The sequence below is a fragment of the Burkholderia sp. MSMB1589WGS genome, assembly GCF_001636105.1.
Taxonomy (GTDB): domain Bacteria; phylum Pseudomonadota; class Gammaproteobacteria; order Burkholderiales; family Burkholderiaceae; genus Burkholderia; species Burkholderia humptydooensis.
In genome coordinates this window covers 373,756-388,885 of sequence record NZ_LNJT01000006.1, presented here as the reverse complement: position 1 = coordinate 388,885, position 15,130 = coordinate 373,756, and the positions used below count along the sequence as shown (strand labels likewise).

At 69.0% G+C, this 15,130-nt stretch carries 12 protein-coding genes; 5 read left to right on the top strand and 7 right to left on the bottom strand.

The window, feature by feature from the left end:
* Nucleotide 1: 1 nt before the first annotated feature.
* The gene (locus WT16_RS04125) at nucleotides 2-1,192 is read left to right on the top strand and encodes a heme biosynthesis protein HemY (RefSeq protein WP_015601378.1); all 1,191 of its coding nucleotides are present in this window, start codon (nucleotides 2-4) and stop codon (nucleotides 1,190-1,192) included.
* 159 nt (nucleotides 1,193-1,351) lie between these two features.
* Here WT16_RS04125 and WT16_RS04120 read toward each other — a convergent pair whose 3' ends face one another.
* From WT16_RS04120 to WT16_RS04110, 3 genes are all read right to left on the bottom strand, one after another.
* On the bottom strand, nucleotides 1,352-2,659 hold the full coding sequence (locus WT16_RS04120) for an MFS transporter (RefSeq protein ID WP_015601842.1): 1,308 nt from the start codon (nucleotides 2,657-2,659) through the stop codon (nucleotides 1,352-1,354).
* Nucleotides 2,660-2,720: 61 nt separating this feature from the next.
* Nucleotides 2,721-3,479 carry an SDR family oxidoreductase gene (locus WT16_RS04115; RefSeq protein WP_063532760.1) on the bottom strand — a complete coding sequence of 253 codons (759 nt, stop codon included), beginning with the start codon at nucleotides 3,477-3,479 and terminating at the stop codon, nucleotides 2,721-2,723.
* Between the two features lie 76 nt (nucleotides 3,480-3,555).
* Nucleotides 3,556-4,995: an aldehyde dehydrogenase family protein gene (locus WT16_RS04110; RefSeq protein ID WP_059932162.1), complete on the bottom strand. Its 1,440-nt coding sequence runs from the start codon at nucleotides 4,993-4,995 to the stop codon at nucleotides 3,556-3,558.
* 160 nt (nucleotides 4,996-5,155) lie between these two features.
* Between WT16_RS04110 and ppa the strand changes: the two genes are divergently transcribed.
* Entirely contained in the window at nucleotides 5,156-5,683 is a 528-nt protein-coding gene (gene ppa, locus WT16_RS04105; RefSeq protein ID WP_006024915.1) for an inorganic diphosphatase, read from the top strand.
* A gap of 57 nt (nucleotides 5,684-5,740) precedes the next feature.
* Here the strand turns inward: ppa and WT16_RS04100 are convergent, their stop codons facing one another.
* Nucleotides 5,741-6,355, bottom strand: coding sequence for a GIY-YIG nuclease family protein (locus tag WT16_RS04100; protein ID WP_063532759.1), 615 nt, complete (start codon nucleotides 6,353-6,355; stop codon nucleotides 5,741-5,743).
* 49 nt (nucleotides 6,356-6,404) lie between these two features.
* Nucleotides 6,405-7,439 (bottom strand): AraC family transcriptional regulator, encoded by a 1,035-nt coding sequence (locus WT16_RS34295; protein ID WP_059932164.1) that lies wholly within the window; start codon nucleotides 7,437-7,439, stop codon nucleotides 6,405-6,407.
* 144 nt (nucleotides 7,440-7,583) lie between these two features.
* Here WT16_RS34295 and WT16_RS04090 point away from each other — a divergent pair, with 144 nt between their 5' ends.
* Nucleotides 7,584-9,824 carry a glycoside hydrolase family 3 protein gene (locus tag WT16_RS04090; RefSeq protein WP_063532758.1) on the top strand — a complete coding sequence of 747 codons (2,241 nt, stop codon included), beginning with the start codon at nucleotides 7,584-7,586 and terminating at the stop codon, nucleotides 9,822-9,824.
* A gap of 69 nt (nucleotides 9,825-9,893) precedes the next feature.
* Here the strand turns inward: WT16_RS04090 and WT16_RS04085 are convergent, their stop codons facing one another.
* A complete protein-coding gene (locus tag WT16_RS04085) occupies nucleotides 9,894-11,072 on the bottom strand; it encodes a GNAT family N-acetyltransferase (protein ID WP_063532757.1) in 1,179 nt (392 codons plus the stop codon).
* A 130-nt stretch (nucleotides 11,073-11,202) separates the two neighbouring features.
* Between WT16_RS04085 and WT16_RS04080 the strand changes: the two genes are divergently transcribed.
* Together WT16_RS04080 and WT16_RS04075 are read left to right on the top strand one after the other, a co-directional pair.
* A complete protein-coding gene (locus tag WT16_RS04080; protein WP_063532756.1) occupies nucleotides 11,203-12,912 on the top strand; it encodes an NAD+ synthase in 1,710 nt (569 codons plus the stop codon).
* A gap of 60 nt (nucleotides 12,913-12,972) precedes the next feature.
* Nucleotides 12,973-13,311, top strand: a complete 339-nt coding sequence (locus WT16_RS04075) for a P-II family nitrogen regulator (RefSeq protein ID WP_004193987.1) — start codon at nucleotides 12,973-12,975, stop codon at nucleotides 13,309-13,311.
* A 112-nt stretch (nucleotides 13,312-13,423) separates the two neighbouring features.
* On the opposite strand, the gene WT16_RS04070 is transcribed toward WT16_RS04075, so the two are convergent.
* Nucleotides 13,424-14,512, bottom strand: coding sequence for a porin (locus tag WT16_RS04070; RefSeq protein WP_009911629.1), 1,089 nt, complete (start codon nucleotides 14,510-14,512; stop codon nucleotides 13,424-13,426).
* Between the last annotated feature and the right edge of the window lie 618 nt (nucleotides 14,513-15,130).

The following is a 15,130-nucleotide window of genomic DNA, read 5'->3' as shown; positions in this document are numbered from 1 at the left end:
CATGACGCTGCGTGGAATCATTTGGCTCGCCGTGCTGTTCGCGATCGCCGCGGCGCTCGCGACGGTCGGGCGCTTCGATGCCGGCCAGGTGCTGATCGTCTATCCGCCGTATCGCATCGACGTGTCGCTGAACTTCTTCGTGCTCGCGATCATCGTCGCGTTCATCGTGCTGTACGCGCTGATGCGGATCGTGCGCAACCTGTGGCGGATGCCGCAGCGCGTGGCCGCGTATCGCGCGCGGATGCGCAACGAGCGCGCGCAGGCTTCGCTGCGCGACGCGCTCGCGAACCTCTACGCGGGCCGCTTCTCGCGTGCGGAGAAGGCCGCGCGCGATGCGCTCGCGGTCGGCTCGAACCAGGGCGCGGCGAGCCTCATCGCCGCGGCTGCGACGCACCGGATGCACGAGTATGCGCGGCGCGACGAATGGCTCGCGAAGGTGAGCGGCCAGGAATGGCAGGACGCGCGCCTGCTCGCGACGGCCGACATGCGCGCGGACGGCCGCGACGCCGAGGGCGCGCTCGCCGCGCTCGCCGAGATGCAGGCGTCGGGCGGCAAGCGCATCCACGCGCAGCAGATCGCGCTGCGCGCGCAGCAGCAGAACAAGAACTGGGTCGAGGTGCTGAAGATCGCGAAGGCGCTCGAAAAGCGCGAGGCGCTGCATCCGGCCGCGGCCGTGCGTCTGCGCCAGCAGGCGGCCGAGCATCTGCTGCGCGACCGCCGGCACGACGCCGACGCGCTCCTCGAAGTGTGGCAGACGCTGTCGGCCGCCGAGCGGCAATCGCCGCGCCTCGCGGATCTCGCCGCCGAGTTGCTGATCGCGCTCGAGCGCCGCCAGGAAGCGCGGCGGATCATCGAGGACGCGCTCGCGCACAACTGGAACGCGCGCCTGCTGCGCCGCTATCCGGACACGGCGGGCGCCGACGCGCTGCCGCTGATCCAGAAGGCCGAGGGCTGGCGTCGCGAGCGCCCGGACGACGCGGACCTGCTGTTCGCGCTTGGCCGCCTGTGCCAGCAGCAGCAACTGTGGGGCAAGGCGCAATCGTTCCTCGAATCGGCGCTGAAGCTTGCCGACGACGAGCCGCTCAGGATTCGCGCGCATCGCGCGCTCGCGCGCCTGTTCGAGCACCTCGGCGAGACCGACAAGGCCGCGCAGCACTATCGCGAAAGCGCGCTTGCAATCACGGTCGTCTGAGTCTGAGCGCTCGGGCGGCGGGCGCTTTCCGGCGCGCCCGACGCCGAACGGCAGAACGGTGGAACCCGAGAACGGCAGCCTCGTTGGCTGCCGTTTTCGTTGAGGCGCCGCGATGCGCAACGTGCATCGCGCATCGAATACCGAGGATCGAGCGTCGAATCAGACGTCGACGAGCGATTTAGGCACCGACAGCGCGAGCAGACCGCCCAGCACGAGGAACCCGGCGAGCATGTACATTCCCGCGTCGTTCGACGCGGTCGCCTGCCTGAGCCAGCCGACGAGGTAGGGGCTCAGGAAGCCCGCGAGGTTGCCGACCGAATTGATGATCGCGATGCCCGCGGCGGCGGCCGTGCCGCCGAGGAACGCGGTCGGCAGGCTCCAGAAGAGCGGCAGCGTCGTCAGGATGCCTATCGTCCCGAGCGTCAGGCCGAGCATCGCGAGCGCCGTGTCGTGCGCCCAGGCGACCGACAGCACGAGCCCGAGCGCGCCCGCCGCCGCGGGAATCGCGAGGTGCCAGCGCCGCTCGCGGCGGCGGTCCGCGCTGTGCGCGATCGCGAGCATCGCGACGACGGCCGCCGCGTACGGCACGGCGGACAAAAGGCCGATCGCGAACGCGTCGGTCACGCCCGTCGATTTGATGATCGTCGGCAGCCAGAAGCCGACGCCGTAGAGCCCCATCACGAACGAGAAGTAGATGAGGCCCATCAGCCAGACGCGCGGGCTCGTGAACACGACGGAAAGCGGCAGGTCCTCCTTGCGCGCCTCTTCGGCGGCGATGTTGCGCGACAGCAGCGCCTTTTCGTCGTCGTCGAGCCATTTCGCCTTCGCGATCCGGTCGTCGAGAGCGAACAGCAGCAGGATGCCGACGAGCACCGACGGCACGCCTTCGAGCAGGAACAGCCACTGCCAGCCGTGCCAGCCGTTCGCGCCGTCGAACGTCTTCAGGATGTAGCCGGAGATCGGCCCGCCGACGACGCCCGACAGCGCGACGGCCGTCATGAAGAGCGTCGTCATGCGGCCGCGGCGGTGCGCCGGATACCAGTAGGTCAGGTAGAGGATCACGCCGGGGAAGAAGCCGGCTTCCGCGACGCCGAGCAGAAAGCGCATCGTGTAGAACATCGCAGGCGTCGACACGAACATCGTCAGCGCCGAGATGATGCCCCACGTGACCATGATCCGCGCGATCCATATGCGTGCGCCCACCTTGTGCAGGATCACGTTGCTCGGCACTTCGAACAGAAAATAGCCGACGAAGAAGATCCCGGCGCCGAGGCCGTAGACCGCGTCGGACAGGTGCAGGTCGGCCGCCATCTGCAGCTTCGCGAAGCCGACGTTGACGCGGTCGAGATACGCGACCACATAGCAGAGCAGCAACAGCGGCGCGAGCCGCCACGAAACCTTGCGATAGGTGGCCGCCTCGAAGGCGGGCGGCGCGTTCGGCGTGGTCGCCGGCATGGTGCTGGCCATGATCGTCTCCTCTTGCGTGTCGTCCGGTTGTTTGGCTGTACGGTTGGCCGGCGCGCGGCGTTCAGACGCAGCGGCCGCCGTCGACTTCGACGCACACGCCGGTGACGAACGCGGCTTCGTCGGACGCGAGATAGAGCGCCGCGTTCGCGATGTCCTGCGGCGTCGACAGCCGGCCGAGCGGGATCGTCGCGACGAAGCGCGCGCGGTTCTCCGGCGTGTCGGGCACGCCCATGAACTCGCTCGTGAGGCCGGTCTCGCCGAGCACCGGGTTCACGCAGTTCACGCGGATCCGGTCGGCTCCGAGCTCGACGGCGAGCGTCTTGCTCGCGGTGATCATCGCGCCCTTCGTGCTGTTGTACCAGACGAGGCCGGGGCGCGGCCGCACGCCCGCCGTCGACGCGATGTTGACGAACGCGCCGCCGCCCGCGCCGCGGAAATACGGGACGAACGTCTGCACGCTCCAGAAGAGGCTCTTCATGTTGACCGCGTACACGCGGTCGTATTCCGCTTCGGTGATGTCGAGCACCGGCTTGTTGCGGTGCGTGGTGCCGGCGTTGTTGACGACGACCTGCACGCTGCCGAACGCGTCGAGCGCGGCGCCGCGCAGCGCATGCCAGTCTTCGCCGCGCGACACGTCGCCCGCGACGGCGAGCGCGCGGCCGCCCGAGAGCGCGATTTCGTTCGCGACGCGCTCGGCCGCCGCCGCGTTCAGATCGTTGACGACGACGCACGCGCCTTCGCGCGCGAACGTTCTTGCAATGCCTTCGCCGAAGCCCGAGCCTGCGCCCGTGACGACGGCCGTCTTGCCGCTGAGCCGCATCGGTTGTCTCCTGAGTCTTGTTGTGAATGCGAATGCCGGAACGCCGCCGCGGCACGCATGCGCGCCGCCGCCCGGCTCAGCCGTGTCTGAGCGCGATCGTCTTGAGCACGGTGAAGCCGTACAGCGCCTCGAAACCCTTCTCGCGGCCGTAGCCGGAGCGGCCGGTGCCGCCGAACGGCAGCTCGACGCCGCCGCCCGCGCCGTAGTTGTTGACGAACACCTGCCCCGCGCGCAGCTTGCGCGCGAGCCGCATCTGCCGCGCGCCGTCGCGCGTCCATATGCCGGCGACGAGCCCGTAGGGCGTGCCGTTCGCGAGCGCGAGCGCTTCGTCCTCGTCGGCGAACTTCATCGCGGCGAGCACCGGGCCGAACACCTCCTCCTGCGCGAGCCGGTGCGTGTACGGCACGTCGCGCAGCAGCGCGGGCGCCTGGTAGAAGCCCGTTTCGGGCGCGTCCGGCACGACCTCGCCATGCGCGGCCATCGGGATGCCGTCGTGCTGCGCGTCGGACAGGAAGTCCCACACGCGTTGCTGCTGCTTCGCGTTGATGAGCGGCCCGCAATCGAGATCGGCGTGGCCGGGGCCGACCTTCAGCCCGTTGAACGCGGTTGCGAGCCGCTCGACGAGCGGCTCGTAGACCGCCTTGTCGATCAGCACGCGGCTGCCGGCCGAGCAGGTCTGGCCGGCGTTCTGGACGATCGCCGACACGAGCACGGGCAGCGCGGCGTCGAGGTCCGCGTCGGCGAACACGATCTGCGGCGACTTGCCGCCGAGCTCGAGCGTAGCGCTCGCGTGGTGCTCGGCCGCCATCTGCGCGACGAGGCGGCCCGTGTCGGGCGAGCCGGTGAACGATACGTGGTCGACGCCCGGATGCCGCGCGAGCGCCGCGCCCGCCTCGTGGCCGTAGCCCGTCACGACGTTGAGCGTGCCCGCGGGAAGCCCGGCTTCGGCGGCGAGCGTCGCGACGCGCAGGATCGACAGGCACGCGTCCTCCGATGGCTTGACGACGCACGCGTTGCCCGCGGCGAGCGCCGCGCCGACGCTGCGCCCGAGGATCTGCATCGGGTAGTTCCACGGCACGATGTGGCCCGTCACGCCGTGCGGCTCGCGCAGCGTGAGCACCGTGTAGCCGTCGCGGTACGGCAGCGTTTGCCCGTGCAGCTTGTCCGCCGCGCCCGCGTAGAACTCGAAGTAGCGGGCGAGCGCGTCGGCGTCCGCGCGCGCCTGCGCGAGCGGCTTGCCGGTGTCGCGCGACTCGATGAGCGCGAGCTCCTCGCGGCACGCGGCGACGAGCATCGACAGCCGGTACAGCACGCGCCCGCGCTCGGCCGCGCCGACCGAGCCCCACGGGCCGTCGAACGCCGCGCGGGCCGCGCGCACGGCAGCGTCGACGTCGGGCGCGGTGCCGCGCGCGAGCCGCGCGAACGGCTCGCCGTCGGACGGATCGATCACGGCGATCGTCTCGCCGCCCGCGGGCGCCGCCCATGCGCCCGCGATGAAGTGCTTCGCTTCTTCCATGCCCGCTCCCGGCCGTTCGCGCGTTGTCTGATCGTCGCCCGATTATCGGCCGAACGCGGCGCAAGCGCCATCGGGCGATTGGCTATAATGCGCTTTCCATCGGAGGCGCCCGCAAGGCCGCCATCCGTCCCGATTCCCATCCGAACTTCAGAGAACGCTCATGAGCTTCAGCAATGTTCCGGCCGGCAAGGATCTGCCGCAAGACTTCAACGTGATCATCGAGATCCCGGCGCAAAGCGAGCCGGTCAAGTACGAAGCCGACAAGGAACTCGGCCTCCTCGTCGTCGACCGCTTCATCGGCACCGGCATGCGCTACCCGGTGAACTACGGCTTCATTCCGCAGACGCTGTCGGGCGACGGGGACCCCGTCGACGTGCTCGTCATCACGCCGTTTCCGCTGCTCGCGGGCTCGGTCGTTCGCGCGCGCGCGCTCGGCATGCTGAAGATGACCGACGAATCGGGCGTCGACGCGAAGCTCGTCGCGGTGCCGCACGACAAGGTCTGCCCGATGACGGCGAACATCAAGTCGATCGACGACGTGCCCGCGTACCTGAAGGATCAGATCAAGCACTTCTTCGAGCAGTACAAGGCGCTCGAGAAGGGCAAGTGGGTGAAGGTCGAGGGCTGGGACGGCATCGACGCTGCGCACAAGGAAATCACCGACGGCATCGCGAACTTCAAGAAGTAAGCAGCCGGGTGCGCCCGCTGCGGCGCCCATCGGTTACGCGGAACCGCGCGTGTCTCGTCACGAGGCCGCGCGGTTTTGTTTTGCGCGCGCGCGCCTCGGCGGCGCGGCGGATGCGGTCGCGCGAATGGATTTTGCTCCGTGGGAAGCGCCCGAAGGCTTCGTTGGCTCCGTCGTATCACGCGTGTCGGCCGGCGCGCCTGCATCGGGCGTCTCGGGCGAGGCCCGGGCGGCATCGCGGCGAGACCGCGGCGTCGCCATACCCGGCGTATCCAACATGCCCGCCGCTCGATTCGCGTCGACGAGCGTCATGCGCCCCGCGGTGTCATGCGCCTCCACGTCCGTCGTCGCCACCGCAGCCGCGCCGCGATCTTCGTCGGCGTCGCCCGGCGCGACCGCCGCCACTACCGGCAGCACCGACTCGAGCGTGCGCGCGCCCGCCGCCAGCTCGCGCTTTTGCGCGGCGGTGAGCCGCTTCACCCAATATTCCGCGCGCGACGCGCTTGAGCGATCGGCGAGCTCGAACGACGCGAGCACCGCCCGCGGCTTGCGCGCGCGTGTGTAGCGCGCGCCCACGCCTTGCGCGTGCTTGTCGAAGCGGGCGGCGACGTCGGTCGTGATGCCGGTGTAGACGCTGCCGTCCGCGCATTCGATCAGATACAGATACCAGGACATGTAAGGGCGGCGTGACGCGAAGCCGCCAGTGTCGCAGAAATTGCGCGGCTCAATGCCATTTGTCGCGGCGGTCTTCGCGATAGCGGCTCGGCGCCGCGCCATGCTCGCGCGCGAAGAAGCGGCTGAACGCGCTCGTCGAGCCGAAGCCGACCCGCGCGCCTATTTCGCCGATCGGCAGCCGCGTGTGCAGCAGCAGCCGCTCCGCCTCCCCGATACGCGCGCGCGTGACGAGCGCGTGGAACGTCAGCGCCTCGTGATGCAGGCGCCGGCGCAGCGTCCAGCGCGAGATCGCGAAGCGCTCGCACACGTGCCCGAGCAGCCGCTCGGGCGGCGCGTCGCCGTCGCCCGTCGCGCGCAGCCAGTCGCGCAGGCAGCGCTCGACCGCCGCGCCGAACGACACTCGCGCGCGCAGCCGTTCGCGCGCGTCGTCGGCCGCGTGGCGCTGGATCGCGGCGAGCGCGCCGTTGAAGCGCTCGAACGGCGCGTCGAGCCGCGTCGACGCGATCACGATCCGGTTGCGCGGCGCGTCGAACGCGGGGCGCGCGAGCAGCATGCCGGCGAGCGTGGAAGCGGGCGCGAACGCGCTGCCCGTGAATTCGGGCTCGCGCATCTGCGCGGCGGGATCGTAGAGCCGCGCGAGCGCCGCGAGGATCGCCAGGTTCGCGAACGCGCAGATCGCGCGCCGCCCGTCGCCTTCGATCACGTATTCGAATGCGATCGCGTCACGGGTCTCGGCGGGCAGCAGCCAGTCGACGTCGCCGACGAGCGGGCGATACGCCGCGTATTGCCGCAGCGCGTCGCGCAGCGTCGCGGCATTGCAGACGACGCCCGCGAATTCCGGAAACGGCGTGAGCCACTGGACGATATCGGGCGGCGGCCGCAGCCAGCCGTGCGTCCAGCCGCTCGCGAGCCGCATCGCCGCGACGTGCCGGTCGCCCGGCACGCGGCGGTGCGGCTCGTCGAGATCGGCTTCGGCGAGCCCGAGCAGATCGGCGACGCGGGCCGTGTCGAAGCCGTTCGCGCGGGCTGCGTCGAACAGCCCGCGGTGGATGCGGGCGGAAACGGATTTCTGCCGTAACTCCATGTCTCTCTCCATGTCGTCGCGACCATCGGGTTTGTCCCCGCCTCGATGGGTCAAGCGCTGCTCCTTGCGGTCAAACCGCGCTGCCGGCGGCTTCATAGACTGTCGAGCGCTGGTAAGTACAACAGAAACCCCCTTGGAGGAGCAATGGAAAAATCGCTGTTTGGGCTGTCGACGATCGCGCTGTCGGTGCTGCTCGCTTCGTGCGGCGGCGACGACGTGAATCGCCCCGCCGATCCGGAGGCGGCCGCTGACGCGCGGGCGTCCGCGCTCGTCGCGCAACTGACGACCGACGAGAAGATCCGGCTCGTGCACGGCACGGGCATGCCGGCCTTCGACATCGGCGGGCCGTTTTCCGCCGATGCGCTGAACGGCGCGAGCTACATTCCCGGCGTGCCGCGGCTCGGCATCCCGGCCGTCAACAGCGCGGATTCGGCGGGCGGCGTCAACGTGAAGAACGCGCGGATCACCGCGCTGCCCGCGAGCGTCGCGCTCGCGGCGAGCTGGGACCCGGCGCTCGCGCGCGCGTACGGCGTGCGCATCGCGGCCGAGCTGCGCGCGCTCGGCTTCGCGCAAGGGCTCGGCGGCGGGATCAACCTCGCGCGCGAGCCGCGCAACGGCCGCACGTTCGAATACATGGGCGAGGACCCGGTGCTCGCGGGCGTGATGAGCGCCGCGCGCACGGCCGGCACGCAATCGCAGAAGGTGATCGCGACGATCAAGCACTTCGCGTTCAACGATCAGGAAACGAACCGCACGACCGACGATTCGGTCGTTGACGAGCGGACGATGCGCGAGACCGAGCTGCTCGCGTTCGAGATCGGCATTCTCGACGGCCGGCCTGGCAATGTGATGTGTTCGTACAACAAGGTCAACGGCATCGCCGCGTGCGAGAACCCGTATCTGCTGACGACCGTGCTGAAGAACGAATGGGGCTTCAAGGGCGTCGTGCAGTCCGACTGGGGCGCGGCGCACTCGACAGTCGCCTCCGTGCTGGCTGGGCTCGACGAAGAGGAGCCCGGCGCGGCCGACGACAACGACGCGCCGCTCGGCTCGTACTTCAATGCGAAGCTGCGTGCGGCGCTCGACGCGGGCACGGTGTCCGTCGCGCGGCTCGACGACATGGTGCGGCGCAAGCTGCGCACGCTGATCCGGATCGGCGTGATGGACGATCCGCCGAAGCCGGGCGGCGCGATCGACGAAGCGGCCGGCAACGCCGACGCGCTCGCGATCGCGCGGCAGTCCGCGGTGCTGCTGAAGAACGCGGCCGCGGCGGGCGATGCGCGGCCGGTGCTGCCGCTCGCGGCCGCATCGCTCGCGTCGGTCGTCGTGATCGGCGGCCACGCGGACGCGGGGGTGCTGTCGGGCGGCGGCTCGGGCGCCGCGCCCGCGATCGACGGCAATGCGGTGACGCGCTGCCGGCAGCCGGCGGACATGCTGTTCGGCGGCTGCGCGACCTGGTACAAATCGGCGCCGCTCGCGGCGATCCGCGCGAAGGCGCCGCACGCGGCGGTCAGCTACCTTGACGGCGCCGATGCGAACGCGGCGGCCAACGCGGCCGCGCAGGCCGACGTCGCGATCGTTTTCGCGACGCAATGGCAGACCGAGGGGCTCGATCTGCCGAGCCTGTCGCTGCCCGACGCCGCGGCCGATCCGTACAACCAGCAATACGACCAGAACGCGCTGATCGCGGCGGTCGCGGCGAAGGCGAAGCGGGTGGTCGTCGTGCTCGAGAGCGGCAGCCCGGTACTGATGCCGTGGCTCGCGAACGTGCACGGCGTGCTGGAGGCGTGGTATCCGGGCGTGAAGGGCGGCGAGGCGATCGCGGATCTGCTGTTCGGCGACGCGAACCCGTCCGGCAAGCTGCCGGTCACGTTCCCGCAGAAGGAGGCGGATCTGCCGCAGCCCGCGATCGATCCGGCGAGCCAGCGCACCGTGTACGGCGAAGGGCTGATGATCGGCTATCGCTGGTATGACGCGAAGCACGTTCAGCCGCTCTTTCCGTTCGGCTTCGGGCTGTCGTACACGACGTTCGCCTACTCGGGGATGAGCGCGCAGGCGGACGCGTCCGGCAACGTGACGGTTGGCTTCACGGTGACGAACACCGGCGCGCGCGCGGGTGCCGAGGCCGCGCAAGTCTATGCGGCGCTGCCCGCCGGGCTCGGCGAGCCGCCGCAGCGGCTCGTCGGCTGGGCGAAGGTCGCGCTGCAGCCGGGGCAGGCGCAGCGCGTCGCCGTCACGATTCCGGCGAAACGCTTCGCGACCTGGGATGCGGGCGCGCACGCGTGGCGCTTGAACGCGGGCAGCTATCGGCTGAGCGTCGCCGCGTCGTCGCGCGATCCGAATGCGCTGTCGCAGCCGGTGTCGTTGAGCGGCGCGCGTCTGTAGTCTGGTCCTGCCGCCGCGCCCGATCGCGGGTTCGGCGCAGGGGCGTCAAGGCTTGGTCGGCGGGTTGGGTCAGCGCCCGCCGTCCCTGAACGGATTGTGCTCGTGCAGTTCGTCGACATACGCGTGAATCTGGTTCGTCTCCTGCGCGAGGAAGCGCCCGACCGCATCGGCGAACGCCGGATGCGCGAGCCAGTGCGCGGAGTGCGTGACGGTCGGCATGAAGCCGCGTGCGAGCTTGTGCTCGCCCTGCGCGCCGCCTTCGAACGCGTCGAGCCGCTCGTCGATGCAGAATTCGAGCAACTGGTAGTACGCGGTCTCGAAGTGCAGGCAGGGCACGTGTTCGAGCGCGCCCCAGTAGCGGCCGTACAGCACGCCGCCCCCCGACGCGCCGCGTTGGTAGACGGCGAGCGCGCTCGCGATCGGCCGTCCTCCGCGCTCGGCGATCACGAGCAGCAGGTTCTCCGGCATCGTCGCGCCGATCTCGCGGAAGAATTCGAGATTCAGATACGGGCTCGAAAAGTGCTCGCGGTACGTCTGCCGGTAGCAGCGCGCGAAGAAGCGCCAGTCGGCGTCGGTCGCGTCCTCGCCGCGCACGCGGCGCAACGTGACGCCCGCGTCCGCGACCTTGCGGCGCTCCGCGCGGATGTTCTTGCGCTTCTTCTGCTCGAGCGTGCCGAGGAACGCGTCGAAGTCGCGATAGCCGTCGTTCAGCCAGTGGAACTGCACGCCTTCGCGCAGCATCATCCCCATGTCGGCGAGCGTGCGCGCCTCTTCGCCGGTCGGAAACAGCACGTGCAGCGACGACACGTCGCTCTGCTCGGCGAGCGCGACGAGCGTGGCGGCGAGCTGGCGGCGCGCGTCGTCGTCGACGGCGAGCAGGCGGCTGCCCTGCACGGGCGTGAACGGCACCGCGCACAGCAGCTTCGGGTAGTACGGCAGCCCGTTGCGCTGGTACGCGTCGGCCCACGCCCAGTCGAACACGTATTCGCCATACGAATGGCGCTTCGCATAGACGGGCGCGGCCGCGACGAGCGCGCCCGTCGCGCCGTCCGCGAGCGTGACGAAGCGCGGCGCCCAGCCGGTGTCGTCGACCGCGCAGCCCGCGCGGTGCAGCGCGCTCAGGAACGCGTGCTTCAGGAAGGGCGTCGGGCGCGGCGCGCGCGCGACGAGCGCGTCCCACTCGGCGGCGCTTGCGTCGAGGGCAGACGTGAGGATGCCCATGCGATAATCGTAACGTTCGTGTTTCAACGATTCGAATCCGTTTCGTTCGTACCCGTTTGCACGGCGGGCCGGTCGCGCGTGTTGCCGCGCCGCCCCGGCCGTGCGTTTGATCCAAGGCGTTCGCGCCACGGCCCGAGGAGGCCGCGCTGATTCCGTGATGAAGACCCGTATCGCACTCGCCCAACTCAACGTCACCGTCGGCGATTTCGCCGGCAACGCCGCCAAGATCGTCGCCGCCGCGCAAGCCGCGCACGATGCCGGCGCGCAGCTCCTGATCGCGCCGGAGCTCGCGCTGTCAGGCTACCCGCCCGAGGATCTGCTGCTGCGCCCCGCGTTCTACGCGGCGTCCGACGCGGCGCTCGCCGAGCTCGCCGCGCAACTGAAGCCGCTCGCCGGGCTCGCGGTGCTCGTCGGCCATCCGCTGCGCGCGGGCGACGCAGGAGCACCAAGCGCGCCAAGCGCCGATGGTAATGCAAACCGCCCGATCGAGCGCGGCGCCGCGCCCGCCGACACCTACAACGCGGCGTCGCTGATCGTGGGCGGCGAGGTGGCCGGCACGTACCGGAAGCAGGACTTGCCGAACACCGAGGTGTTCGACGAGAAGCGCTATTTCGCGACCGACGCCGCGCCGTACGTGTTCGAATTGAACGGCGTGACGTTCGGCGTCGTGATCTGCGAGGACGTGTGGCACGCGTCGGCCGCGCAACTCGCGAAGGCGGCGGGCGCGCAGGTGCTGATCGTGCCGAACGGCTCGCCGTATCACATGAACAAGGACACGGTGCGCATCGATATCCTGCGCGCGCGGATTCGCGAAACGGGCCTGCCGATGGTCTACGTGAACCTCGTCGGCGGCCAGGACGAGCTCGTGTTCGACGGCGGCTCGTTCGTGCTCGACGGCGCGGGCGAGCTCGTCGCGAAGATGCCGCAGTTCGAGGAAGGCAACGCGATCGTCGAGTTCGACGGCGCGCACCCGCTGCCCGCCGCTATCGCGCCGGCGCTGTCCGTCGAGGCGCAGGTGTATCGCGCGCTCGTGCTCGGCGTGCGCGACTACATCGGCAAGAACGGCTTCCCGGGCGCGATCATCGGGCTGTCGGGCGGCGTCGATTCGGCGCTCGTGCTCGCGGTCGCCGTCGACGCGCTCGGCGCGGAGCGCGTGCGCGCGGTGATGATGCCGTCGCGCTACACGGCCGACATCTCGACGACCGACGCGGCCGACATGGCGGCGCGCGTCGGCGTGCGCTACGACGAGATCGCGATCGCGCCGATGTTCGACGCGTTCCGCGCGTCGCTCGCGGGCGAATTCGCGGGCCGCGCGGAAGACGCGACCGAGGAGAACATCCAGGCGCGCATCCGCGGCACGCTGCTGATGGCGCTGTCGAACAAGTTCGGCTCGATTGTGCTGACGACGGGCAACAAGAGCGAGATGGCGGTCGGCTATTGCACGCTGTACGGCGACATGGCGGGCGGCTTCGCGGTGATCAAGGACATCGCGAAGACGCTCGTCTACCGGCTCTGCCATTACCGCAACGCGGCGGCCGAATATGGCGCGCTCGGCATCATTCCCGAGCGGATCCTCACGCGCGCGCCGTCGGCCGAGTTGCGCGAGAACCAGACCGACCAGGACAGCCTGCCCCCGTACGACGTGCTCGACGCGATCATGCGGATGTACATGGAGGAGGACCGGCCGCTTTCGGAGATCGTCGCGGCGGGCTATTCGGAGGCGGACGTGAAGCGCGTCACGCGGCTCATCAAGATCAACGAGTACAAGCGCCGGCAGGCGCCCGTCGGCATTCGCGTCACGCACCGCGCGTTCGGGCGCGACTGGCGCTATCCGATCACGTCGCGCTTCACCGAGAGCATCGACTGACGCGGCGCGCGGCGTAGAATCGGCTGACGATTTTTACTCATTCGAAGCAAGGGGCACATCATGAAACGCATCACCGCCATCATCAAGCCGTTCAAGCTGGACGAAGTGCGCGAAGCGCTCGCCGAAGTCGGCCTGACGGGGCTCACCGTCACGGAAGTGAAGGGCTTCGGCCGCCAGAAGGGGCACACGGAGCTCTACCGCGGCGCCGAGTACGTGGTCGATTTCCTGCCGAAGATGAAGATCGAAGTGGTGGTTGCGAACAATCTCGTCGATCAGGTGATCGACGCGGTGATCGGCGCCGCGCGCACCGGCAAGATCGGCGACGGCAAGATCTTCGTGTCGGACGTCGAGCGCGTGATCCGGATTCGCACGGGCGAGGAGAACGAAGCGGCCGTCTGAGGCAGGCCGCGAAGAATAAAAAAACGGTGCGACACCCAGGGGTATCGCACCGGTACGCGCCTCTCGCAGCAGCGTGAAAAGACTATCGGTTCAAATGATCAGGCGTGAGTGATCAGAACAGGTGCTGGATGCCGGCGTACACGCCCGTCTGGCTGCCGCCGAACTTCGGATTGCCGGTCGAGATGTCGGTGCCGGCCGGGTTCGCGTTCAGGCCGAAGTTCGCGGTCTTGCTGTTGCGAACCGTCGCGACCTGCATGTCGAGCAGCGTGCGCTTCGACAGGTTGTACGTGCCGCCGACCGTGAAGATGTTCGCGTTGCCGCCGCCGTGGTTCGCGTTCACGTGATAGGCGGCCGCGATCAGCGCGGCGGCGGGCGTTGCCTGCCACGTCACGCCGCCCCAGACTTGCTGCGTCGACGTGATGCCGCTGTTCACGACGGGCGCGCTGTCGGCGTGCGACGTCTGATATGCCGCCTGAATCTTGAACTGGCCGAGGAACACGTTCACGCCGGCGAAATATTCGCGCGAGTAGTTGAACACGTCGTCGAGCTTGCCGTTCGCCGGATCGCGCGCTTCGTCATAGAGGCCGCGGACCTGGAAGAGCGACGTCGTGTAGGTGAGCTGCAGGCCCGCGCTGCGGCCCTGGCTCGTCGAGCCGTTGCCGTTCCAGTTCGTCGCGTTCGACAGCGCGTACTGGCCGTAGACGTCGAAGCCGTAAAGCTTCGGCGATTGATACGAAATGTTGTTGCTGGTCTTGTTCCAGTTGCGGCCGCGCACGAGCGAGGCCGTCGACCACGACGACTGGCCGAACGGATCGAAGTCCCACACGCCGTTCGCGATCGCGAGCTCGCGGCCGAGCAGCAGGGTACCGTATGTGTCGTTGGAGATGCCGACCGTCGCCCAGCGATTCCAGATGCTGCCGGCGCCCGGGCCGTTGCCGTTCATCGTGTCGAAGCTGCCTTCCAACTGGAACACGATCTTGTTGCCGCCGCCGATGTCCTCCGAGCCCTTCAAGCCCCAGAGACTCGTGCCCCAGTTGCCGCTTTCCGCGCGCCAGCGGCTCGTGCTGCCGCCGTTCGCGCTCGGCAGGCCGTTCATGTATTCGATGCCGGCGTCCAGACGGCCGTACAGCGTCACGCTGCTTTGAGCGTGAGCCGCCACTCCGGCAGTCGCCAGTACCGCCGCGAGCATAACTTTCTTCATCATCTCCTCCATACCCTGTCAAAAAGTCAACCCAGAACTGCGCAAGATGTCCGGCTTCGTGTGCCGGACAAAATTGGGATAACCAGAGAGACCGCGTGCAGCCGGTTCGGCGAAGCACGTGAGCGAGCGGACGGGAGTACCGTTTTGCGGGCCCGTGTGGCCGGTGACGGCTTGCCGGGGTCTCCTGCCGTCATGAAGTAAAACTACATTTCATGACTTTCGTTTTGCTACTTTGGTTACTAATTTAGCAAAAATACACTTTTGTGGCGATGAAAATCGTTGTTTGACTAGCACGTGTCGCCAAATTGCCATAAACATGCGCGAAGCCGTGCCGGACGGCCTTCGCAGAAACGGTCGGATGCCTTGATGGGCAAGGCACGCACGGAATCGGGCGAGGTGGATCAAGGATTGCCACTATTGACGCTGGGAAATCGTGCGGGTAAACGCGTTTGCGTCGGTTGTGTCAGGAATCCGTAATGAAAACGGCGGCAGGGGGGGCGCACGCGCGTGCCGCTTCGCTGCGGGCGCTTCGAATGGAGTGTGCTCGACTGGAACGAGCCCGCGATTCGTTTCCATGAGGCGATCGGCGCGGACGTGGAGCGCAATGGGTACGCTACC